Annotated in this window: 17 protein-coding genes; 14 read left to right on the forward strand and 3 right to left on the reverse strand. The window is 34.5% G+C overall.

Features of this window, described 5'->3' with window-relative positions:
* Positions 1–126: 126 nt before the first annotated feature.
* Positions 127–4,137, reverse strand: coding sequence for a hybrid sensor histidine kinase/response regulator transcription factor (locus I5M32_RS07790; RefSeq protein WP_200585636.1), 4,011 nt, complete (start codon positions 4,135–4,137; stop codon positions 127–129).
* A gap of 945 nt (positions 4,138–5,082) precedes the next feature.
* On the opposite strand from I5M32_RS07790, the gene I5M32_RS07795 reads away from it, so the two are divergent.
* From I5M32_RS07795 to I5M32_RS07835, 9 genes are all read left to right on the forward strand, one after another.
* Positions 5,083–6,108, forward strand: coding sequence for a type IV toxin-antitoxin system AbiEi family antitoxin (locus tag I5M32_RS07795; RefSeq protein WP_200585637.1), 1,026 nt, complete (start codon positions 5,083–5,085; stop codon positions 6,106–6,108).
* A complete protein-coding gene (locus I5M32_RS07800; RefSeq protein ID WP_200585638.1) occupies positions 6,098–6,940 on the forward strand; it encodes a nucleotidyl transferase AbiEii/AbiGii toxin family protein in 843 nt (280 codons plus the stop codon). The genes I5M32_RS07795 and I5M32_RS07800 overlap by 11 nt, the downstream gene beginning before the upstream one ends.
* A 25-nt stretch (positions 6,941–6,965) precedes the next feature.
* A complete protein-coding gene (locus I5M32_RS07805) occupies positions 6,966–8,513 on the forward strand; it encodes a type I restriction-modification system subunit M (protein WP_200585639.1) in 1,548 nt (515 codons plus the stop codon).
* Complete coding sequence (locus tag I5M32_RS07810) at positions 8,510–9,718, forward strand: restriction endonuclease subunit S (protein ID WP_200585640.1); 1,209 nt, start codon at positions 8,510–8,512, stop codon at positions 9,716–9,718. The genes I5M32_RS07805 and I5M32_RS07810 overlap by 4 nt, the downstream gene beginning before the upstream one ends.
* 1 nt (position 9,719) lies before the next feature.
* On the forward strand, positions 9,720–10,886 hold the full coding sequence (locus I5M32_RS07815; protein ID WP_200585641.1) for an ATP-binding protein: 1,167 nt from the start codon (positions 9,720–9,722) through the stop codon (positions 10,884–10,886).
* Complete coding sequence (locus I5M32_RS07820; RefSeq protein ID WP_200585642.1) at positions 10,873–13,980, forward strand: type I restriction endonuclease subunit R; 3,108 nt, start codon at positions 10,873–10,875, stop codon at positions 13,978–13,980. The genes I5M32_RS07815 and I5M32_RS07820 overlap by 14 nt, the downstream gene beginning before the upstream one ends.
* Before the next feature lie 87 nt (positions 13,981–14,067).
* Positions 14,068–14,775, forward strand: coding sequence for a PP2C family protein-serine/threonine phosphatase (locus I5M32_RS07825; RefSeq protein WP_200585643.1), 708 nt, complete (start codon positions 14,068–14,070; stop codon positions 14,773–14,775).
* Between the two features lie 82 nt (positions 14,776–14,857).
* A complete protein-coding gene (locus I5M32_RS07830; protein WP_200585644.1) occupies positions 14,858–15,616 on the forward strand; it encodes a hypothetical protein in 759 nt (252 codons plus the stop codon).
* A 157-nt stretch (positions 15,617–15,773) separates the two neighbouring features.
* Positions 15,774–16,043 carry a helix-turn-helix domain-containing protein gene (locus tag I5M32_RS07835; RefSeq protein WP_200585645.1) on the forward strand — a complete coding sequence of 90 codons (270 nt, stop codon included), beginning with the start codon at positions 15,774–15,776 and terminating at the stop codon, positions 16,041–16,043.
* Between the two features lie 254 nt (positions 16,044–16,297).
* Here the strand turns inward: I5M32_RS07835 and I5M32_RS07840 are convergent, their stop codons facing one another.
* On the reverse strand, positions 16,298–16,447 hold the full coding sequence (locus I5M32_RS07840) for a hypothetical protein (RefSeq protein ID WP_200585646.1): 150 nt from the start codon (positions 16,445–16,447) through the stop codon (positions 16,298–16,300).
* A 39-nt stretch (positions 16,448–16,486) separates the two neighbouring features.
* On the opposite strand from I5M32_RS07840, the gene I5M32_RS07845 reads away from it, so the two are divergent.
* From I5M32_RS07845 to I5M32_RS07855, 3 genes are read left to right on the forward strand one after another with little or no spacing between them, the layout of a single operon-like run.
* Positions 16,487–16,858, forward strand: coding sequence for a plasmid mobilization protein (locus tag I5M32_RS07845; RefSeq protein WP_234461895.1), 372 nt, complete (start codon positions 16,487–16,489; stop codon positions 16,856–16,858).
* A complete protein-coding gene (locus I5M32_RS07850; protein ID WP_200585648.1) occupies positions 16,855–17,862 on the forward strand; it encodes a relaxase/mobilization nuclease domain-containing protein in 1,008 nt (335 codons plus the stop codon). Before I5M32_RS07845 ends, I5M32_RS07850 begins: the two co-directional genes overlap by 4 nt.
* 31 nt (positions 17,863–17,893) lie before the next feature.
* A complete protein-coding gene (locus I5M32_RS07855; protein ID WP_200585649.1) occupies positions 17,894–18,415 on the forward strand; it encodes a hypothetical protein in 522 nt (173 codons plus the stop codon).
* Positions 18,416–18,451: 36 nt separating this feature from the next.
* Here the strand turns inward: I5M32_RS07855 and I5M32_RS07860 are convergent, their stop codons facing one another.
* Entirely contained in the window at positions 18,452–20,362 is a 1,911-nt protein-coding gene (locus I5M32_RS07860) for an AAA family ATPase (protein WP_200585650.1), read from the reverse strand.
* Between the two features lie 389 nt (positions 20,363–20,751).
* Here I5M32_RS07860 and I5M32_RS07865 point away from each other — a divergent pair, with 389 nt between their 5' ends.
* Both I5M32_RS07865 and I5M32_RS07870 read left to right on the forward strand, forming a co-directional pair.
* A complete protein-coding gene (locus tag I5M32_RS07865; RefSeq protein ID WP_200585651.1) occupies positions 20,752–20,958 on the forward strand; it encodes a hypothetical protein in 207 nt (68 codons plus the stop codon).
* A 204-nt stretch (positions 20,959–21,162) separates the two neighbouring features.
* Positions 21,163–21,630, forward strand: coding sequence for a JAB domain-containing protein (locus I5M32_RS07870; protein ID WP_200585652.1), 468 nt, complete (start codon positions 21,163–21,165; stop codon positions 21,628–21,630).
* Positions 21,631–21,785: the final 155 nt, after the last annotated feature.

Below are 21,785 nucleotides of genomic sequence, written 5' to 3' on the forward strand. Positions count from 1 at the left end.
TAAAATTGTATCACTTCATAAATAATTGAAAAACAAATAATTAAAGTGATTAACAGAACCGAATTTTTCTACATTAAATTTAAGCAATAGGTTTACTCCTAAAAATAAACTCAAATAGCAAGCGGTTTATAGACCACCCATAAACTCAGTTGGAGATTTACCAAATTCTTTGTGGAAACATTTGCTAAAGTAATTTGCAGTTTTAAACCCAGCTTTGAAAGCTATTTCTGAGATGGTATATTTTTCTGATTTAAGGTAGCTTACCGCTTTCTTAAGTCTAAATTTTTTAATGTATTGAGAAGGAGATTCTCCAAAAAGTGTCTCCATTCTTCTGTATAATGTCGCTCTGCTCATGCTCATTTCGTCTGCAATAAAGTCAACATTTAAGAATTCATTTGACACGTTAGCATCTATGATATTCACCACTTTTTGAATAAATTGCTCATCTGGAGAATCACTAACATCTATCGCTTGTTCAGGAACCACTACTTTTTGTATGTTTTGAGCCAAGGATTTTCTTTGTCTGAGCAAAGCTTTGACTCTCCATTTTATTAATTCAACACTAAAGGGTTTCTCTATAAAATCATCAACCTGAGCTTTAAAGGCAATCAGTTTTTGTTCTTCCGAGTTACGAGCAGTTAAAAGGATAAATGGTAAATGATTCAATTTAGGGTGGTTTCTAATATTTGTACATAAAGTCAAACCGTCCATGTTTGGCATAGAGAGATCACTGATGATTAAATCAAAGGATTGGCTTATTAATAAATCCAAAGCTAATTTACCGTTGGTTACACCATGGACATTAAATGTATCCTTTAAACCAGCGGTTAATAAATTAAGGATCTCAATCTCATCATCTATAACCAAAATGGATTTATCTTGCAGGTTAAATTCTTCCAATTTATCCACTGGTTGAATAATCGCATTTTGATTGATATCAGTTTCATTGAGTATAATTTGGGTGTTTTTCACACTCATTTTTAACTCACTGATACTGTATTCGTTTTTACTGATGGGAATTTTGATCTCAAACTCAGTCTTTACATTGGGCTCACTTTGAATCAATAATCGCCCATGATGAATTTTAATCAACCTGGAAACCAAATTTAACCCAATACCGTCGCCTGATGCTTCGGAACCTAAGCTTTTTGCATTAGGGGCCCGGTAAAATAAATCCATTATTCTAGAAATATCCTCTTTTGGAATTCCGATACCATCGTCAATAATTTTAATCATTAACCATTTTATCTCACTTTCCTTATCTGTAAGTTCGGTGATATTCATATCTACCCTTCCATTCACTTTAGAATATTTAATGGCATTACCTAAAACATTTAAGACTATAATTTCTAAAAGTTCTTTATCATACCATGCATAGCATTCTTCATTGGGTAAATGAATGTTTAGCATCACATTCTTCACTAATGCCAAGGGTTTCATTTCATAAAAAATCTGACTTAAATGTTGTCTGATAGGTTCCTCAGAAACATTTAAAACATAAAATCCGCTTTCACTTTTTCTGATTTTAATAATTTGATCGGATAATCTTTTTAATCTCTGGGTCTGTTCATATAAATTATTAAGTATAGTTTGATTTACCCTTTTACCTTTAAGCGCATTTTCCAAGGGACCTAAAATGAGGGTCAATCTATTTTTTATTTCATGAGATAGATCAGCAAATTGAACCATTTGTTGTTGTTGCATTTCTGATACTGCATGCTCCGAATTCAAATCCTCTTTTAATTTATACCATCTTTTAAGTAATAGCCATGCTATAGTTATGAGAGTAAATAAAGTTAAAATGTAAATTAAAATAGCGGTCTTAGTTACCCAGAAACTAGGTAATATCGTTACTTGTAAGGATTTTGGTTTAGTCGTCCATTCTCCTCTTTCATTGGTAGCCCTTACCTCAAAATTATAATCTCCGGAAGGCACATTTAAGTATTGAGCCGAAGAACTCTCGCCTGTAATAAAATGCCATTGGTGATCATAACCCAACAGCCTATAAGCATATTGCGTCTTAGATGGGGCGGTAAAGTCAAGGGCCGCAAAACCTATACTAAAACTGCCTTGGTAAGAGGTTAAAGTAATCTTCTTTCCCTCATTAATACGAGACAGTAGTTGAGAAAAAGCGGTGCTGTCCTGTTGATTGTCTTGATTTAAAATCTTAAAGTTCGTCCAGACTACAGGTATCGGTTTAGAATATCCAGATTTCTTAACGTAATTTATTTTGTAAAATCCATCAGATGCGCCAAAAAACAAAGCATTATCAGGCCCTGCACTTCCCACAGAGAAACTAAACTCAGGATTAAAAATTCCATCCTCGATCCCATAAGGATAAAAAGGTAAGATTTGTCGTGGTTGATATTTAGCAATTCCATCTAAAGTCGAGACCCATAAGTTTCCGTTAGAACTTTCGATTATATCACAGATGGTATTGGAAGGTAATCCATCCTGAATCGTAAATGCTGAAAAATCATCAGCAGTTGGATTATAGCGTAATAAGCCATTTCCTCGTGTGCCAATCCAGAGCTGAGATTGGCTATCTTCAAAAATACACATCAATCTATTAGAGGGAATAGAATGATAGATTCCATGTTCTTGGTAATGATAAAGCTGCTTATTCTTCAAATCGATCTTAAATGCACCCTGTCCCCTAGTAACAACCCAGATTTGGTTTTGCCTAGTTTTTATCATACCGAATAAATTTGAACTTTTTAAACTGTCAGCAATTTCTTTAAAAAATAAATGATCGATGCTTTTAATAGAAGGATCGACATAACGATATATCCCCGAAGTCCAACTTACAAACCACCATTCTCCTGGCATGATCTCTAACATATCGGTAATTTGATTTGGCAAATGAGGGAGTTTTACCGAGGAGTACTGTTTTGGATTGTTCGCATTAAACTCAAACAGCTGATGATTGGCCAAAAGCTTCAAATGACCATCTGAAGTGTTTTTGATAAAATTGGCATTAGTGATTGGAATAGGAATCTTATCTAGTTGGTCTGCCTTTAAGTTCAAGGTAAATAAACCTTCTTTTGAGGAACAAACCCATAACTTAGAGTTGTAGTAGAACAAGTCATTGACCATATTCCCAGCTTGTGTTTGCAGAGAGAACTGATCATAGAATCGTGTTTTAATATTTTGTCTATTGATTTTAAACAGCCCTTTTTGGGTCCCTATCCAAATGTTATGATTTCTATCAATAGCCAATCCAGTTATGGAAATATTATAAAGCCGAATAAAATCCTCAACTAAAGAATGAAATTCGATTTTGACCCCACCTGTCAAACAAGCAAAAACTTTATTCACAGAGGAAGCCACGATGACCCCATTGGGCTCACCTGTCAATAGTCTTATTCGCTCTCCTTTTATTAGAGTTTGATCTAATTCATATCGGTTAGTAAGGACTTTCTTTCTTAAAAGCAATAAATCACCATTCCTAACAATTAATAACCTTTGGTCCGAAGTTTCTAAAACCTTCAAAACTTCATAATCTTTAAAACATAGTATAAGGCTTTTATGCTCCTTATCAACAGTGAATAGACCCACGTTTGTAGCTAAAAAAATTTTCCCTTGAGAAGACAAATACATTTGTCGAATCTGAATGTTTTTAAAGCCTGAAGCCTTCCGAAAATTAAGAAATGGTTGTAGTTTTTGAGATTGGTAATGTTGAGGATCTAATTGAAATAAGTCTTTACGAGTATTATAAAACCAAATTTTTCCGTCATGATCTGTTAATACCTTAGGAATTGTTTCATAACTTTTTGATAAAAAAAGCTTCTTATTTTTTTTAAAATTAATGAGGCCTAAACCACTTTCAGTTGCTACTAATAAGTTCCCATTTAAGTCTTCAGATAAACTATTGATGGTGATACTTAAAAAATTTGTTTGCAGTTTTTTGCTAATATCAATGTTTTTTAGAAGGTAATTATTATAGGAAAATAAACCAGCATTAGTCGCAATCCATAAATAGCCCTTCGAATCTTGAAATATACTTCTTATGGATTGTCTTGGAAACCACTTCTCCTCACTTAAAGTTGAGTAATAATCTCTTATTTCCTGACTGTATACTCCTTCAAATCTTAATATGAAAACGAATAAAAATATAAGAAATACTAATTTACGCATCAGAAAAACAGATATTTATTATAAGTTGGTAGGCTCAAATATAAAAATATTAACCAAACCACCCACTCTTTACATTTTAATGCGAATTACCTTAATAAGCCATATAAATGGATGAATAAAAATTTGGTTAATCTAATTTTCGAAAAAAATAAATCTTAATTTGATGGTTTCACAAATAAATCACAAACTTTTGCTTACCAGATTGCAAATTAAAGATGATAGGTGTTTCCAACAACTGTAAAGATTATTCAATTATCTTTTTTACATCTTATTCCATTAAATTCCAAATCCTTGTAGCCATAAAAATTCTCAATAGTAATTTATTAAATGACCAAAATTAAAAAGCCATCATTTTATGGGCTGAAGTAGATTTATTATTATAATTAGTGTATAGAATCAATCATCATACAATATCTATTTAATCATTTGATTTAAAAATGTTTAACCATCAAATAAAATGTATTTCAATTACTTAAATAGTAAGTCGGGAGTGGTTAATTCCTTTTAAAAAATGACTCCCAATTTACTCCCTTTTTTTTTGATAAAAGCTGAATATTTTGGGATAGCCCTTAAATAAAAAAACCTTCAAATCATATGATTTGAAGGTTTTTGCACATCTTTGAAATGTATTTAGCGGAATGGACGGGACTTGAACTTTTGTTTTAATCCTTTATAAACCAATATTTTACAATGCATATAATTTGATGCGCACCAAATGCTCACCTTTTTTCTGCAACTAATTGACTGAAATTGATAATTAAAATTAAGCATTTTATATGAATAGACAAAATCCTTACCTTATAAATTATCCTGATGTTTTGACTAATTTGTTTTTCTACTCGAAAAGGTATAAAAGTGTTGTCGATATATTTAAAAAAAGCGGAAGCCCATCTGAAAATACTTTTCATAAATTTTGTTTCGCAACTATATGTTCACTATTTTTGAATGTTCATTCCTGCTGAACACGTAATTTTATTGAACAAAGAAATGTACAGAGACAATGATTTTGTTTATGAAGCTATTGCTTCCCTAGAGAACACAACGGGGATTTCTATCGCTATTGAAACAGTTAAGGAAACCTATGATGTGGTGCTTCGGATTAACAATGAGACCTTTTATTGCATTGCTAAAAGAAATGCAAAAAATGCAAATTACGGCATCATTATGTCTGCTTTTAAGGATATTAAGCATTCAAAAAACAATATCTTCATTGCTGACTACTTAACTAAAAATACCGCAGAAAAGCTAAAACAAAACGGCATCAATTACCTTGACACATCGGGAAATGCCTTTATTAAGACCAAGGATTTTTTTGTATATGTGGAAGGTAGAAAAGCAAAAATCAATAAAAAAACGAACCAAACCCGGGCATTTCAGGAAGCAGGGTTGAAATTACTCCTATTACTTGTCTCTAACCCTGAAACTTTGCAATTCTCTTATAGAGAATTAGCAGAAAAAACAGGAATTGCTTTGGGGTCTGTAAGTAATATTTTTAAAGAACTAGAAGAAAGCCACTATTTATTAAAAACAAGAAATAAAAGAGTGCTAAAAAACCAAAATGAAATCATTGAACGTTGGGTTATTGCCTACAATGAACTGCTAAAACCTCGCTCTTTCAGAAAAAAAATGAGAGCCATCGGAAATGAATTCAATGCAAATAACATTATCAATAATAATAACATAAAACTCTATTTCGGGGGAGAACCCGGAGGAGAGCTTTTAACCGGTCATTTAAAGCCTAAAGATTATATCATATTTACGGACGAAGAAACAAGCAAAGTGGCAAAAGAACTGAAACTTGTACCAGACGAAACAGGAAATATTGAATTGTATAGTAAATTCTGGACAGACAACCTTCATTTGAAAAACGAATATACTGCCCCCCCATTGGTTGTATATGCCGATTTATTAGGGACTGGGAACAATAGAAATATAGAAACAGCCAAAATTATCCTAGAGAATGGATTATAACCTATCAAGTGAAAAGCTAGAGCATCCATTGCTAAAAAAGCTTTTGGAAGATCTAATTCCGATATTTCAAAAATTAGAAATCAAGTTTTTCGTCATTGGAGCCACAGCCCGCGATATCATTATGGAACTTCACGGAGAAAAGTCCGGTAGAAGAACTCAGGATATAGATATTGCTATAGCTGTGGATAAGTGGGAAGAATTTTCAACTATTGAAAAAGAAATAACTCAACTACCTGATTTTGAAAAAGATACAAAGCAACAGCAACGGTTTTTATACCTAAAAGACTTTCAGTTAGATATAGTTCCGTATGGTGGAATTACAACTGCTGAAGACAAAATCTTCTGGCCGCCCGATCAATCTTTTGCAATGACTGTATTGGGATTTGAAGAGGCAGAAAAAGATTTAGTACGCGTTAAGATAGATGAAACACTGGAAATTGATATTGTTTCATTGGCCGGAATTTTCATTTTAAAATTGGTTGCCTGGAAAGATAGACATCATAAAGGCAATAAAGATGCGGATGATATGGGATTTATTCTTTTGAACTATCTCAATATCCACGAAGAAAGAGCGGCTATGGAACATTACGAAGAAGTGTATGAAATGGAAAATTTTACCATCACGAAAGCTGGAGCAGCTTTGATAGGTATTGACATTAACATCCTTTTGTCTGACAATGAAGCTAATAAAGTAAAATTAAAAGCCATCATCGAAAAAGAAATCTATGCAAAAGAAAACAGCATTTTATTCAATCAGATACTAGAAACAAATTACATCAAATTTGATGATATACTGGATTGTTTTCAAATCCTCAACCAAAAAATAAAGTAATAAAAAAGACCTATTAAAAAGCAAAATGACAAGCACAATTCAAAGAGATATATTACAAAATAAAATATGGAAAATAGCCAACGAAGTACGGGGCTCTGTAGATGGATGGGATTTTAAACATTTTGTATTAGGAACACTTTTCTATCGATATATTAGTGAACACTTTGCCAATTATATGGAAGGAGGTGATGATAGTCTTGATTACACAAAGTTAACAGATGATATCATAACTCCTGAAATTAAAGCTGATGCGGTACGAACAAAGGGCTACTTTATCTTACCTAGTCAGCTTTTTGTAAATGTTGCCAAAACAGCCAGCACCAATCCAAACCTTAACACAGACTTAAAAGCTGTTTTTGATGCTATCGAGAGTTCTGCAAACGGATTTCCTTCCGAACAAGACATCAAAGGACTATTTGCTGATTTCGATACTACCAGTACGCGTTTAGGAAATACGGTAGATAACAAAAACAGCCGTTTAGCTGCTATTTTGAAAGGTGTAGAAGAGTTGAATTTTGGAAATTTTGAGGACAGCCAAATCGACCTTTTTGGTGATGCTTACGAATTTTTGATTAATAACTATGCCGCTAATGCAGGAAAATCTGGTGGCGAGTTTTTTACTCCGCAACACGTATCCAAGCTTATAGCACAGTTGGCGATGCATAAACAAACTACGGTAAATAAAATATACGATCCTGCAGCGGGTTCGGGTTCTTTGTTGCTTCAAGCCAAAAAACACTTTGACAACCATATTATTGAAGATGGTTTCTTTGGGCAAGAAATTAACCATACAACCTACAACCTGGCTCGTATGAATATGTTTTTGCACAACATCAATTACGATAAGTTTGATATTGCATTGGGCAATACTTTGATTAATCCTCAGTTTGGGGATGACAGACCTTTTGATGCCATTGTGTCCAATCCACCTTATTCGGTCAATTGGATAGGCGCGGACGACCCTACCTTGATTAATGATGACCGTTTTGCTCCTGCCGGCGTTTTGGCTCCTAAGTCCAAAGCCGATTTTGCCTTTGTATTGCATGCACTCAGTTATCTTTCTAGTAAAGGAAGGGCTGCTATAGTATGCTTTCCGGGAATATTTTATAGAGGTGGCGCCGAACAAAAGATTAGAAAATATTTGGTAGATAACAATTTTGTAGAAACCATTATCGCTTTACCGTCCAATTTGTTTTATGGCACCTCTATTTCGGTAACTATCTTGGTACTTTCCAAGCATAAGACAGAAAACAAAACACAGTTTATAGATGCTACTGGCGAAAATTTCTTCAAAAAAGTAACCAACAACAATGTACTTAACGATGAGCATATTGACAAGATTATAGAAATGTTCGATAAAAAGGAAGATGTTACGCATGTGGCAACTTCTATCGAAAACACTAAAATCGCAGAAAACGATTATAACCTATCGGTAAGTTCGTATGTAGCAGCGAAAGATAATAGAGAGCAAATTAACATCTGTGAACTGAATAAAGAAGTTGCCAAAACTGTAGAAAAGATAGATAAACTGAGAGCTGATATTGATAAAATTGTAAACGAGATTGAAGCATGAGTTATTTAGATAAATTATTAGATGGCGTTGCTGTGGAATGGAAACCTTTAGGGGAGGTTGCTGATTATGAACAGCCGACCAAATATTTAGTGAATTCAAAAAATTATAATGATAATTTTCCAACTCCAGTTTTGACCGCTGGCAAAACTTTTATTCTTGGATACACTGATGAAACTAAGGGTATTTATAAAGCGTCAAAAATGCCAGTAATCATTTTTGATGATTTTACAACAGCCAATAAATGGGTTGATTTTGATTTTAAGGCTAAGTCATCAGCGATGAAGATGATTACCTCTAAAGATGAATCTAAGTCTTTAATAAAATATATTTATTATTGGTTGAACACTTTTTCTAGTGACTTAATTGATGCAGACCACAAGCGACAATGGATAAGTAATTATTCCAAAAAACTAATCCCCATTCCCAGCCCAGAAAACCAAAAAAAATCAATCGAAATTCAACAAAAAATAGTTGCCATTCTCGATACTTTTACAGAGCTTACAGCAGAGCTTACAGCAGAGCTTACAGCCCGTAAACAGCAGTATTGTTATTATCGAGAATATTTGTTTTGTTTTGATGAAAACGAAGTACAACATTTACCCATGGGGGATGAGAGTATTGGAGAGTTTCAAAGAGGCAAACGTTTTGTAAAAACTGATTTGTTTACAGAGGGAGTTCCTACTATTCATTATGGCGAAATGTACACACATTATGGTACTTGGGCGGACGAAACAAAATCTTTTGTGAGTGAAGAGCTCGTTAAAAATAAAAATTTGCGTGTAGCCCAAAAAGGTGATGTGGTCATTGTTGCAGCGGGTGAAACAATCGAAGATATTGGAAAAGGAACGGCTTGGTTAGGTAACGAAGGAGTAGTGATTCATGATGCTTGTTTTTCTTATAAAACCATTTTAAATGCAAAGTTTGTCGCTTATTTTACACGAACCAAACAATTCCACGATCAAATTAAAAAACACATATCTTCTGGTAAAATTTCTGCCATTAATGCAAAGGGTTTAGGAAAGACAATAATTCCAATACCTCCTCCTGAAGAACAAGAACGTGTAGTTTCCATCTTAGACAAATTCGATAAGCTTACTACTTCCATAAGTGAAGGTTTACCAAAGGAAATAGAGTTAAGAAAAAAGCAATATGAATATTATAGAGATATGTTATTAACATTTCCAAAAAATGATTTAGAAGCATAATATGGCACAATCATTAACTGAAATAGCCCAATCTTTAAAGGATTCCAATAAAAAAGTGCAATTAATTTATGCGTTTAATGGTACTGGTAAAACACGTCTTTCACGTGAGTTTAAAAAATTGATTGCTCCCAAAAATCCAGAAAGCGACGAAGAGGAATCAAAAGTCAAGATAATGTACTATAATGCATTCACCGAGGATTTGTTTTATTGGGATAATGATTTGGATAACGATGTTGATAGAAAATTGAAAATCCAACTTAATGCATATACTAAGTGGGTACTTGTAGAGCAAGGCCAAGAGCCAAATATAACGACTCATTTCCAACGTTATACGAGCGACAAATTAACACCTCATTTTAATGAAGATTTTTCTGAAGTTCGTTTTTCGTTTGAACGGGGAGATGATTCAGGTTCAGATTTTGTGAAAATCTCTAAAGGTGAAGAGAGCTGTTTTATCTGGAGTGTTTTTTACAGTTTATTAGAGCAAACAATTAATGTCTTAAATGTAGCAGAGGAAGCTGACCGGGAAACAAACCAATTTAATGATTTGCAGTATGTATTTATTGACGACCCTGTAAGTTCATTGGACGATACACACTTGATTGAATTGGCTGTGAATATCGCTGAATTAATAAAGTCTAATCAATCCGACCTTAAATTTGTTATTACAACGCACAATCCACTGTTTTATAATGTATTGTTTAATGAATTCAATAACGCTGATTCAAGTTCTGGTTATAAAGTTAAGCATTGTGCAAAAAGGCGTTTTGAAAAATTAGAAGACGGTACTTTTTTACTGAGCGATCAATCAAGTGATTCACCTTTCTCGTATCATTTATTTCTTCTATCTGAATTGGATAAAGCTATTTTACCATCGGGTAATATTCAAAAGTATCATTTTAATTTTCTCCGGAATGTTCTAGAAAAAATGTCCACTTTTTTAGGCTACAATAAATGGAGAGACCTTTTACCTGAAGAATCACGTGAAGCATATTACAATCGTATAATCAACCTATCGAGTCATGGCAAATTTTCGGGCGAAGAAACCTCTATAATCCATGATAATGATAAAAGAGTTTTAGAATATTTAGTAAAGCAAATTAAAACAAACTACCGTTTTAAATCTAATAATGACCAAATTGTAGAAGTACACAATGCCACAGTATAATACCATAGCAGAATCAAACAATTTTATTGTTTTAGATAAGTATAATAAATATTCAGAGGTAAATGAACCACCTACTGTTTATCAGACAGAACATGCTCTTGAGCAGGAGTTTATTCAAGATTTAATTAGTCAGGGATATGAAAACCCGACTAACCTTACTACGCAGCAAACCATGTTAGCTAATGTAAGGGTGCAATTGCAGGCACTTAATGATATGGCATTTACTGATGCGGAATGGATTCGTTTTGTAGAGGAATATTTGGATAAACCTAGTGATAACTTGGTAGAAAAAACAAGAAAAATTCACGATAATTATATTTACGATTTTGTATTTGATGATGGTCACATCCAAAACATATATTTAGTAGATAAAAAGAACATTGTTCGCAATAAAGTGCAAGTAATTTCACAAGTCGAACAAAAAGGAACGCATGCTAATCGATACGATGTAACCATCTTAGTGAATGGCTTGCCTCTGATACAGGTAGAAATTAAAAAGCGTGGGGTTGCTATCCGTGAGGCGTTTAACCAACTACATCGTTACAGCAAAGAAAGCTTTAACAGCGAAAACTCGCTTTTTAAATATTTACAGATATTTGTTATATCAAACGGTACCGACAGCCGTTATTTTGCTAACACCGTAAAACGAGATAAAAACAGTTTCGACTTTACTATGAATTGGGCAAAAGCTGATAATTCTTTGATTAAGGATCTAAAAGATTTTACGGCAACCTTCTTCCAAAAACGTACACTTTTAAATGTATTACTTACCTATTCGGTTTTTGATACAAGCGATACATTACTAGTCATGCGACCATATCAGATCGCAGCGACAGAAAGGATTTTATGGAAAGTAGCAAGTTCGTATCAGTCTAAAAAATGGTCTTCCATAGAAGGTGGCGGATTTATATGGCATACTACAGGTTCAGGTAAAACTTTAACTAGTTTTAAAGCAGCAAGATTAGCAACGCAATTAGAGTTTATTGATAAAGTATTCTTTGTAGTAGATCGTAAAGATTTAGACTTTCAGACCATGAAAGAATATCAACGTTTTTCGCCTGATAGCGTTAACGGTTCCGATAGTACCGCTGGTTTGAAAAGAAATATAGAAAAAGAAGATAATAAGATTATTGTTACCACAATACAGAAGTTAAACAATCTCATGAAAAATGAGAACGATTTGGCTATTTATCAAAAGCAAGTGGTTTTCATTTTTGATGAAGCACACCGCTCTCAATTTGGAGAGGCGCAAAAAAACCTAAATAAAAAGTTTAAAAAATTCTATCAATTTGGTTTTACAGGAACACCTATTTTTCCTCAAAATGCTTTAGGTGCTGAAACTACGGCAAGTGTATTTGGTCGCGAATTACATTCCTACGTGATTACCGATGCAATTAGGGATGAGAAGGTGTTGAAGTTCAAAGTAGATTACAACAATGTACGTCCACAGTTTAAGAAAATAGAAACCGAACAAGATGAGAAAAAACTGAGCGCTGCAGAAAACACAAAGGCGTTACTTCATCCTGCTCGTATTAGAGAGATTTCGCAATACATTTTGCAAAATTTCAGAATAAAAACCCATAGAAACCAAGGTAGCGACAAAGGATTTAATGCCATGTTTGCGGTAAGCAGTGTGGATGCTGCCAAGTGTTATTATGAGGAACTCAATCGCTTACAAAAAGAAAGTGAAAAAAAGCTTAAAATTGCAACCATCTTTTCTTTTGCTGCCAACGAGGAACAGAATGCTATTGGAGAAATTGCTGATGAAACTTTTGAACCATCAGCCATGGATAGTAGTGCAAAAGAATTTTTATCCAAAGCCATCTTTGACTATAATTCCATGTTCAAAACCAGTTACGGGGTTGAAAGCAAAGAATTTCAAAACTACTATCGTGACTTAGCTAAACGAGTAAAAAATAAAGAGGTTGATCTTATCATAGTAGTGGGTATGTTTCTTACTGGGTTTGATGCACCTACGCTTAATACGCTGTTTGTTGATAAGAATTTACGCTATCATGGGTTAATGCAAGCGTTTTCGCGTACCAATCGAATTTATGATGCAACAAAAACCTTTGGTAACATCGTAACATTTAGAGATCTAGAACAATCAACCATTGATGCTATTACCTTATTCGGAGATAAAAACACCAAAAATGTAGTGCTTGAAAAGAGCTACAAAGAGTACTTGGACGGTTTTACAGACATTGCTACAGGAGAAGCTCGTAGAGGATTTACGGATGTGGTAAATGATTTAAACACAAAATTTCCTAATCCAGATGAAATTGTAACGGAGAAAGGTAAAAAAGAGTTTGCGAAGCTTTTTAGCGAATACCTGCGGGTAGAGAATATTTTACAGAATTACGATGAATTTACACATCTCAAAGCGTTGCAAACTATTGATTTAAATGATGCTGAGGCTATCGAAGCATTTAAAGAGACCTATTTTGTGACAGATGAGGATATTGCTGTAATGCAAAAAATAGCTCTATTACCAGAAAGAACGGTTCAAAATTATCGCTCAACGTATAATGATATACGCGATTGGTCAAGACGAGAAAAAAGTGGAAAAGAAGCAGAGGAATCTAAAATTGACTGGGATGAGGTTGTTTTTGAGATTGACCTGCTTAAATCACAGGAAATAAACCTAGACTATATACTTGAATTAATCTTTGAGCATAACAAAAAGACCAAGGATAAAGTTGCGTTAGTAGAAGAAGTTCGTCGCGTTATCCGGGCTAGTATTGGCAATAGAGCAAAAGAGAGCTTGGTTGTGGATTTTATTAACGAAACAGATCTTGATACGGTTGAAGATAAAGTAAGTATTATAGATACCTTTTTTGAATATGCACAAGCAAAACAAAAAATAGAAGCTTCAGAATTAATTACAGATGAAAATTTAAATGAGGAGGCGACAAAGAGATACATAGCTGCATCATTAAAACGCGAATTTGCTAGTGAAAATGGTACGGAGCTGAATGCCATTTTACCTAAAATGAGTCCGTTAAATCCACAGTATTTAACAAAGAAACAAAGCGTTTTTCAAAAAATTAGTTCCTTTGTAGAAAAATTCAAAGGAGTTGGCGGTCAACTTTAAATAAGGACGAAGTTAGATGGTAACGGGTAATTTGCGAGTCTTCAAATGAATCAGAACATAACATCTCAGTATTCTAACAAGAATCGAATGAAAATACAACAGTTAACAGGGATAGGAAAAAGAGAAAGTAATCAGGATTTTATATGTATTGACGGATTAGTGTCTGGCGCTTCTTTTTTTCTTATCGCTGATGGCATGGGTGGTTACGAGAAAGGAGATGAAGCAGCGAGGATTGTGTCTGAAAATATTTTCACGTTCCTCAATTATGTTGAAGGCATCAATGAGCAAAATGTACAACAAGCTACTCAAAAAGCCAATTTGGCTATCCGACAATTTAATATCAAAAATAACATTAAATCCGGTGCTACTATAGGTGGTATTATTTTAGAGAAAAATATCTTCCATATTTTTTGGATTGGAGATGTAATGGTTTACCAAATAAATAAGGATAAGGTCTTATTTCAGACAAAAAGCCATACACTGATAAATAGTCTTTTAGATTCCAAAAGTACAAGAGAAGAGAAATCTTTAGGTAAATATAAGCATATCGTAACCAGATCTATATCCGGAAAACCTTCTGAATCCAGTATCGGATATCGAGCTATCCAATATTCCGAAGATGACTCATTTATTATTTGTTCAGATGGGGTTCATAATACTATTTCGCTGGAGCGGATTCTTGTATATGCCCGTCAAGAAAATGGCTTACAAGAATTAGAAAATCAATTTCTCAAAGAGGCGCAGGATAATTACTCAATAATAAGAATTGCCCCAAACGATCCCATTGGGATTTAAGAATAAATACAGATATCGATATTGTTGAATTTTTTATCTGGAAAGATTTTTGCTCAAAAAGTCAAAAGCATCGACTAACAGCATGAGCGACCTCCACTTCAAACTCCGCAATCCATTTAATTTTTCCCCACACAAATTTGAGCTTGGCAGACCCTTTACCTTTTATAAATCACATGCTGACAATTTCTTTTTCCTCAAACTTTATGAGCTGGACGAAGAGGAATATTCAACATTCTATCAGTATCATTTAGGTTATTTTGTTAAGGAGAACGCTGGCGAAAAAAGAGATTTCTTCATCTATGTTTATGATCTGACAACCACCAGAATCAATTATTATAAACAACAAACTCCTTTCGGTTCAAGGCATGTGACGAACAAAGAATCATTAACAAAATGTAATCAATTTATAAAATTCCTTCACTCCATCGACCAGTGGAACAATCATAAATCGTTAGAGATTTTGCTTGCTGAAAAGGAAGACCAGATTCAAAATTTAAAGACTCAAATCGGGAATTTGGAAACCCAAATCAAGGACCTCAATCAATACGAATCCGCCGAAAAGATCAGTATCATGGAGGGAAAAATGGCCACGGTTATTGATTTATTCAGACAGATTCAGGAACTTGCTTTATCTGATGATAGGAAACTTTTCCGGTCACAGACGCAGAGCCCCTGGTACAAGATGCTCTCCAAATATTTCCTTCACGGAGAAAAAGAAATCCCGATAAATACCGCCAGAAATTATTTTCCTGCCAATAAAAACACCAAGCTGATCAAAGGTTCCGATGTTGCTGATGAAGATAAAATCTTCAAAATCATTCCGTACAAAAAACAAGATTAACGTTGTTTACTCATTGCACATGACCAAACGACTTTGTTGGTCATGCAAATCCACCCTTTCCTACTGACTTTTGTATCGTTATCCAGAAGCACCGCTTAACCTTTATCAGGATTTATTCATTCGCTTCTGGCATCTGTTCATCTAAAACATATTACCTATGTCAGTAGAAATAATCACCAAAGAAGACCTAGTTTTGTTCAAGTCCGAGTTACTCTCAGAGATCACCAAATTGGTAAAACCTGTTAGCCAGTCCCAATCAAAGCAATGGCTAAAAAGTACAGAGGTCAGAAAGCTCTTGAACATCTCTCCAGGGACTTTGCAGAACCTCCGAATCAACGGAACGCTCAGATACACCAAAATCGGGGGGACTATGTACTACAAATCGGCGGACATTACTAAGCTTTTGGAAGGAGGTAGTCATGCCTAGTTTAACCCAATTCCTGATCCCTGTTACTCAGGACAAACGACTCCAACCTTCCCACCTTTGTCTTTACATCTCCATGTTCTCCCTTTGGGAGCGCAGCAGGTTCAACACTCCTTTCCGGATATCTCGAAGACAACTGATGAAACTCAGCAAGATCCGATCGACTGCAACTTATCATAAATGCATCAATGATCTGACTGCATTCGGTTATATAGATTATGAACCCTCTTATGATCATTTCAAGGGAAGCCAGATCATCATCCATGATAGTTTATTAAAAACTCATATTTAAGGAAATCTCTTTTGCCGTTTTGCAGGTAGCCAGCTATGTTTTGGTTGCACCAAAACGCCGGTTTTCCTCCATCCCCTCCATTGCATTTCGGGGATGAAGGAAAAGATTTTCTCATGCTATCGCATTCAAAAATTTTAAGACAATGATAAAGCTTATGGAAGAAGATAAAAGAAACAAGGGAGGACGTCCGAGAAAGAAAATTAAAAAGGAATGCTATATCACCATCAAATGTACGGCGTATGAAAAGAAGGTAATCGAAGCCAAGGCAAAAGCTATCCATTTAAACACCTCGGAATATTTAAGGGAACTGGGCCAGACAGGAAAAATCAATCAACAGAACAAAGCCCTTAGTAAAGAAGTACTGTCCATGACCGGAACGCTCAATCACTTAGCGGCAAATCTTAATCAAATTGCTAAAAAGCGAAATGGGCTGGAGGAACTGAATGCCATTGAAAGAGCAAATCTAAATGTACAATCTATTGAAGTGAAACAGTTAGCCACTTTGATCAAAGAGAAGTTGAGATGATAGGTCATGTTTCCATAGGGAAATCAGCCTACCACTGCATCAGTTATTGTCTGGAAGATAAAAGAGAGTTGACTGAGGAGCAGAAAGCAAAACTTTCAGCAGAGGAAAAACTCCAGCACCAAAACCGGGCGGAGGTACTTTTTTACAATCAGTGCTTTGGCAACAAGAAAGAACTGGCAAGCCAGTTTCGTGATGTTCAGAAACTGAGCAGGAGGTGTGAGAAGCCGGTGCTCCATCTTTCGCTCCGTTTAGCTCCCGGAGAAAACCTGAGCAAAGCTCAACTCTCCGAGATTGGAAGAGCAGCCGTCGATGAGTTTGGGGTGGGTGACCATCAGTACATCTGCGTCCTCCATAAGGATACCAAAGAACAGCATATCCATATCGCGGCCAACCGTGTCGGCTTTGATGGAAAGGCAGCAAAAGATGGGAACAGCTACAAACGGATGTCGGCTTTGTGCAGAAAGTTGGAAAAGCAATATGGTTTACAGGAAGTGTTGAGCCCACGGGCTTTTCTTCCGCCCAGCGAAAAAAGAATTCAAAGACATGACAGCAGAAAGGAAAAGCTGAAAAACAACATCAGAAATTCATTGGAAAAATCAGTGAGTTACGGTGAATTTGAAAATCAGATGAAATCGCTGGGTTATCAGATCATCAAGGGACGGGGAATCTCTTTTATAGACGACAAAAAGGTAAAGGTCAAAGGGAGCGAAGTTGGTTTCTCACTGGCAAAGATTGAGAAGGTACTGGAACTGAAAAGGCAACTTCAGAAAGAGCAATCAGGAATCGGAAATCCACAAAGAGATAAAATGCAATCCCACGATTTTGCAAAGCCAGATCAACTGGTAAAAACAGCGTATCAGGGAGATATTATCAAAAACATGGAAAAACAGATTTCTATGTTACTTACTGACCTAACTAGGACAGAAATCGTCGCTGATGAACTTCCCGCCGAATTAAAAAGAACGAAGAAGAAAAAATACAGACATAAAGGTCGGACATATTAAAATTTAAGCTATGGCAAATGAATAAAATCAAATGGATAGAGATGTTATAGAACTGGTGTTAAAGGAGTTTGCTGATGAACAGAAAAGTACCAATCAGCATATTTGTGAACTGATTAAAACAGCTGGGGAGTTGAAAGGAAAACTCAAGGATTTTGAAAAGCACATCATCAAGCCACAAACAGTATCAGATACCAAGCCTTTTTTGCTATTGCTTCAAAAGGGATTGATGGATATCCAAACAATTGTAGAAAACCAACCAAAAAGCATAACAAAGAAATTCCAGTTGTTGCTCTTTCCGGAGCAGGACGCTAAACTCTTTTATAAGATAGTTTTTGGTAGATGGTTTTTATGGTTGACGGTTATACTTGCTATCAATAACATCTATAAATGGGGAGTCCATGATAGCGACAACCAAAAGGAGATTAAAATTGAGCAATTGGAGAATGATAAAATAAGGAGATCGTGGAAATATTTGTATAAGCATGGTAAAAAAAGTATTCAGAAAGATATGGAGAAGGCTTTTGAACATTCAACTCTAATACAAGATAATTGATCCTAATAAATGTTTTATTAAAAAATATTACAAGACCTACTCTTTTTGAATTCTAATGAATAAATCCAAGATGTCTTTAGATATTAAATCTGGAATATCTGATATTGTTTTATTTAGAACTTCCTTTCTAAGTCTATTTTCTTCTTTAAACCTTTGAAGTTGAGGGAATGTTGAAATTAAAATATCTGCAATATCATGCCCGTTGTTTTCTAAAAACCAAACAGGTAAATTCAGTTTTATACCATTTATGTATTCCACTTCTCTTACTGAGCCGTCACTGCTTTTTTTAAATTTAGGCTTAATTTTATCTAAAATTTTATCTGCAATTACTTGTAATTTAAAAGAATCAAAACTTCCAAAGTTTAAGAATTTTTCCTCCTTATCTAATCCTAGCTCTTCATTTTGAATGAATTTCTCCCTCAACAAGAAATACCCTAGTAGAACAGGATCAAAAATATAATTTTCAATACTATAACGACTACATAATCCTAACACTTCAATATGGCTGATTGGTGAATTTTTTAAATCCCAATCTATAATGCCGAATATAGTGGTATTACCAAAATCATTTAATCTTCTTACTATGTCCATAACTTGATCACAATTCCCTCTACCCGAAACCCCTGATGAAATAAAGTTTAATGAAATTTCCGGATTTACTTGTCGCTTAAGTAATGAATAAGCTTGGTCATAAAATTCAGCATCATATTTTGACTCAACGAAAACCTGCTTTCTATTTTGATAACTTATACTCAGCGAAGGAACTCCAAATGTTAAAATACTCAATGCCTTGTCTTTTGAAACAGACTCAATTTTAGTTGAGTTCGATTCCTTATTTATAACAAATAAATTTTCAGATGGAGCAAGAGCAACTGTACTTGGGGAATGAGTCGCCATTATTACTCTAGCACCATATTCCTTAATGACAACGTTATGAATAACATCAAAAAATTGCTTAGTTAATGACGGATGTAGATGAGCATCGATTTCATCTAAAATAATTATACTTTTTTTTAGACCTCTATATTCAAAATAATATAGCAATAATGCTAATGACATTATAACTCTTTCGCCTGATGAGAGATTATCAATTCCTATTTCTTGATTATTATTCGGATCGATTAATTTCGCTGAAAACTGATAAGGATTCAATTGGTTAAGAGGGTCTCCAAAAACAGATTCGATATGTTCAATTTCTGGAGTCATGATTCTATAAGGAATACCTGAAGCCGAAATGACTTTGTTAAGTATTTCCCAAGGAGCTTCTCCTAAATTTGATATATCCTTATTGTTTTTTATTAAAGAGGTCTTCTTATATAAATACATATAGAAAATCATATCCAAACTATCCTGACTAATTAAATCGGAATTTTCTGTGACAATTTCTATCGGAAAAAACATCATAATATCAGCAGGTAACAAAGTTTCTATACTTTTTCCCGATTGCTGAACAACCTCTTCAATTATTTGTTTACCAGAAGAATTTAGAGTGTGAAAAATCCTTGAATAAGCAGGATGTGGATCAACAAATCCACTTCCATCATTTATTTTCTGGCTTATATCACTGAGATACTTTTGTTCAGCATCGATAAATCTGGGATTTTTGTGTGGATCAACAAAATTTATTAAGAATTCACAAATCTTTTTAAGATCTTGAAAACCGAATTTATTATGTTCGAAAGAAAAATGTCCTCCCCTTGAATGCCACTGTAGTAATCCAGATTTAATAAAGTCAACGTTCTCAATAGTTATTTTTGTCGTATTATTAATTGAATATGTGTTTTTAAATTGAGTATTATGGGTTAATGACTGGTAGTATTGAGAAATCAGATATAGTAACTGAGTTTTTCCTGTTCCATTCAAACCCGTTAATATAGCTAGTTGTGGAATATCTAACCATTCAAAGTCTTTTAAAGATTTATACTCACCTTGGAATTTAACATTCATATTGTTGGTTTTTATTTAAAAGTAGAATTAATATAATTAGCTATTAGTACCTATTGGTTTTTCTAATAAAATATTTTTGTCATCTTACCCCAGTCAGTTAACTTTCTATGGCTAACCCTACTAATATTTGGGTCTTTTCTCCAAGCGAGTTTGTTTTCAGAATCACAAGATATGTTTAATGTAACGGATATTAAGCCTAGAGATTCATATGCATAAACAGTGTTTCTTCCAAAATTCAAAAAACCACTTCTATTAGTGTCTCTAAATCTGTTAAACTATTAATGATATGAGTAAATCTTTGGTAAAACTCAAATGTTATTAGGTCATTTTCCTTCCAAGATAAAGGAAAGGATAAAAATGAGAACATAAGGGAAAAACCAAAGTACATCATGGAAGAGTTCAAAATCTTCATGATATTAGTACCTCCCGCAAGGCTGAACAGAAACTTGAGAAAACTACTATTGGTCTACCTCTATTATCAGAACGATGACTTGCCAGAGGATTTCAACGATTACCTGAAAGACCTTTACCACTTGATGGATTTCTTGGACAAACTGGCGATTGCCTCCAAAGAGCTACATCCTAATGATACCTGATCGATCCATCTTTATTCAATGGATTAATTAACTGGCAAGTTTCGGCAAAAGGAAGAACCGTGGTCCGCTTCGCCAAGCTCGTATGAAAAAAATGGGTATCCCGATTCCATCGGGTCCCTCCGCATTTTTATTCATCTCCACCTTGCCCCGGTTATTCCTTTTACCGACTGAGGGCACCATAATTAATTCAAAAAAATAAAGATTATGGAAAATCAACATCAAATCAGTTTATTTCAAGTGGCAGAGATCAGTATATCCTACACCCCAAAATTTAAAGCTTCAGAAAGACCAAAAGTCACTTCATCAAAAGATATTTACAACATCTTATCACAGAACTGGGACAGCCGTAAAATTGATTTATTGGAACAATTTAAAGTGGTATTGCTGAGCAGGGCAAACAAGGTACTGGGAATCGTTGATATTTCTACCGGAGGAATTGCGGGATGCGTTGCAGATCCGAAAATCATATTTGGAGCTACTTTGAAAGCTGGTGCTTCAAGTCTGATATTATCGCACAACCATCCCTCGGGGAATTTGAGACCCAGTCAGGCTGATATTAGCTTAACCAAAAAAGTGAAAGCTGGTGGGGAATTTTTAGACATTGCAGTTTTGGATCATATCATCATGACCTCGGAAGGATATTATTCTTTTGTAGATGAAGGACTGATGTAGTCCTTTTTAAACACATTTGGAAAACACCTTATTTCCCTTTAAGCCACTAAAAGAGGGGCAGGTGTTTGACTTGGGATGGATTCTCTGTAATTTTCTTCCCCATTTGAGTAGTATAAAAAATTCTCTCCTATTGCTGTCATCGTGTTAAACTCGAA

The organism is Pedobacter segetis (assembly GCF_016623585.1).
Classification (GTDB): Bacteria; Bacteroidota; Bacteroidia; order Sphingobacteriales; family Sphingobacteriaceae; genus Pseudopedobacter; species Pseudopedobacter segetis.

What these genes read in the sequence shown, in the direction of transcription:
- I5M32_RS07800 (WP_200585638.1), top strand. Translation starts at nt 6,098, where the DNA reads ATGGATTATAACCTATCAAGTGAAAAGCTAGAGCATCCATTGCTAAAA.
- I5M32_RS07820 (WP_200585642.1), top strand. Translation starts at nt 10,873, where the DNA reads ATGCCACAGTATAATACCATAGCAGAATCAAACAATTTTATTGTTTTA.
- I5M32_RS07810 (WP_200585640.1), top strand. Translation starts at nt 8,510, where the DNA reads ATGAGTTATTTAGATAAATTATTAGATGGCGTTGCTGTGGAATGGAAA.
- I5M32_RS07815 (WP_200585641.1), top strand. Translation starts at nt 9,720, where the DNA reads ATGGCACAATCATTAACTGAAATAGCCCAATCTTTAAAGGATTCCAAT.
- I5M32_RS07865 (WP_200585651.1), top strand. Translation starts at nt 20,752, where the DNA reads ATGGAAGAGTTCAAAATCTTCATGATATTAGTACCTCCCGCAAGGCTG.
- I5M32_RS07790 (WP_200585636.1), bottom strand. Translation starts at nt 4,137, where the DNA reads ATGCGTAAATTAGTATTTCTTATATTTTTATTCGTTTTCATATTAAGA.
- I5M32_RS07830 (WP_200585644.1), top strand. Translation starts at nt 14,858, where the DNA reads ATGAGCGACCTCCACTTCAAACTCCGCAATCCATTTAATTTTTCCCCA.
- I5M32_RS07805 (WP_200585639.1), top strand. Translation starts at nt 6,966, where the DNA reads ATGACAAGCACAATTCAAAGAGATATATTACAAAATAAAATATGGAAA.
- I5M32_RS07845 (WP_234461895.1), top strand. Translation starts at nt 16,487, where the DNA reads ATGGAAGAAGATAAAAGAAACAAGGGAGGACGTCCGAGAAAGAAAATT.
- I5M32_RS07870 (WP_200585652.1), top strand. Translation starts at nt 21,163, where the DNA reads ATGGAAAATCAACATCAAATCAGTTTATTTCAAGTGGCAGAGATCAGT.
- I5M32_RS07840 (WP_200585646.1), bottom strand. Translation starts at nt 16,447, where the DNA reads ATGAGAAAATCTTTTCCTTCATCCCCGAAATGCAATGGAGGGGATGGA.
- I5M32_RS07860 (WP_200585650.1), bottom strand. Translation starts at nt 20,362, where the DNA reads ATGAATGTTAAATTCCAAGGTGAGTATAAATCTTTAAAAGACTTTGAA.
- I5M32_RS07825 (WP_200585643.1), top strand. Translation starts at nt 14,068, where the DNA reads ATGAAAATACAACAGTTAACAGGGATAGGAAAAAGAGAAAGTAATCAG.
- I5M32_RS07855 (WP_200585649.1), top strand. Translation starts at nt 17,894, where the DNA reads ATGGATAGAGATGTTATAGAACTGGTGTTAAAGGAGTTTGCTGATGAA.
- I5M32_RS07850 (WP_200585648.1), top strand. Translation starts at nt 16,855, where the DNA reads ATGATAGGTCATGTTTCCATAGGGAAATCAGCCTACCACTGCATCAGT.
- I5M32_RS07835 (WP_200585645.1), top strand. Translation starts at nt 15,774, where the DNA reads ATGTCAGTAGAAATAATCACCAAAGAAGACCTAGTTTTGTTCAAGTCC.
- I5M32_RS07795 (WP_200585637.1), top strand. Translation starts at nt 5,083, where the DNA reads ATGTTCATTCCTGCTGAACACGTAATTTTATTGAACAAAGAAATGTAC.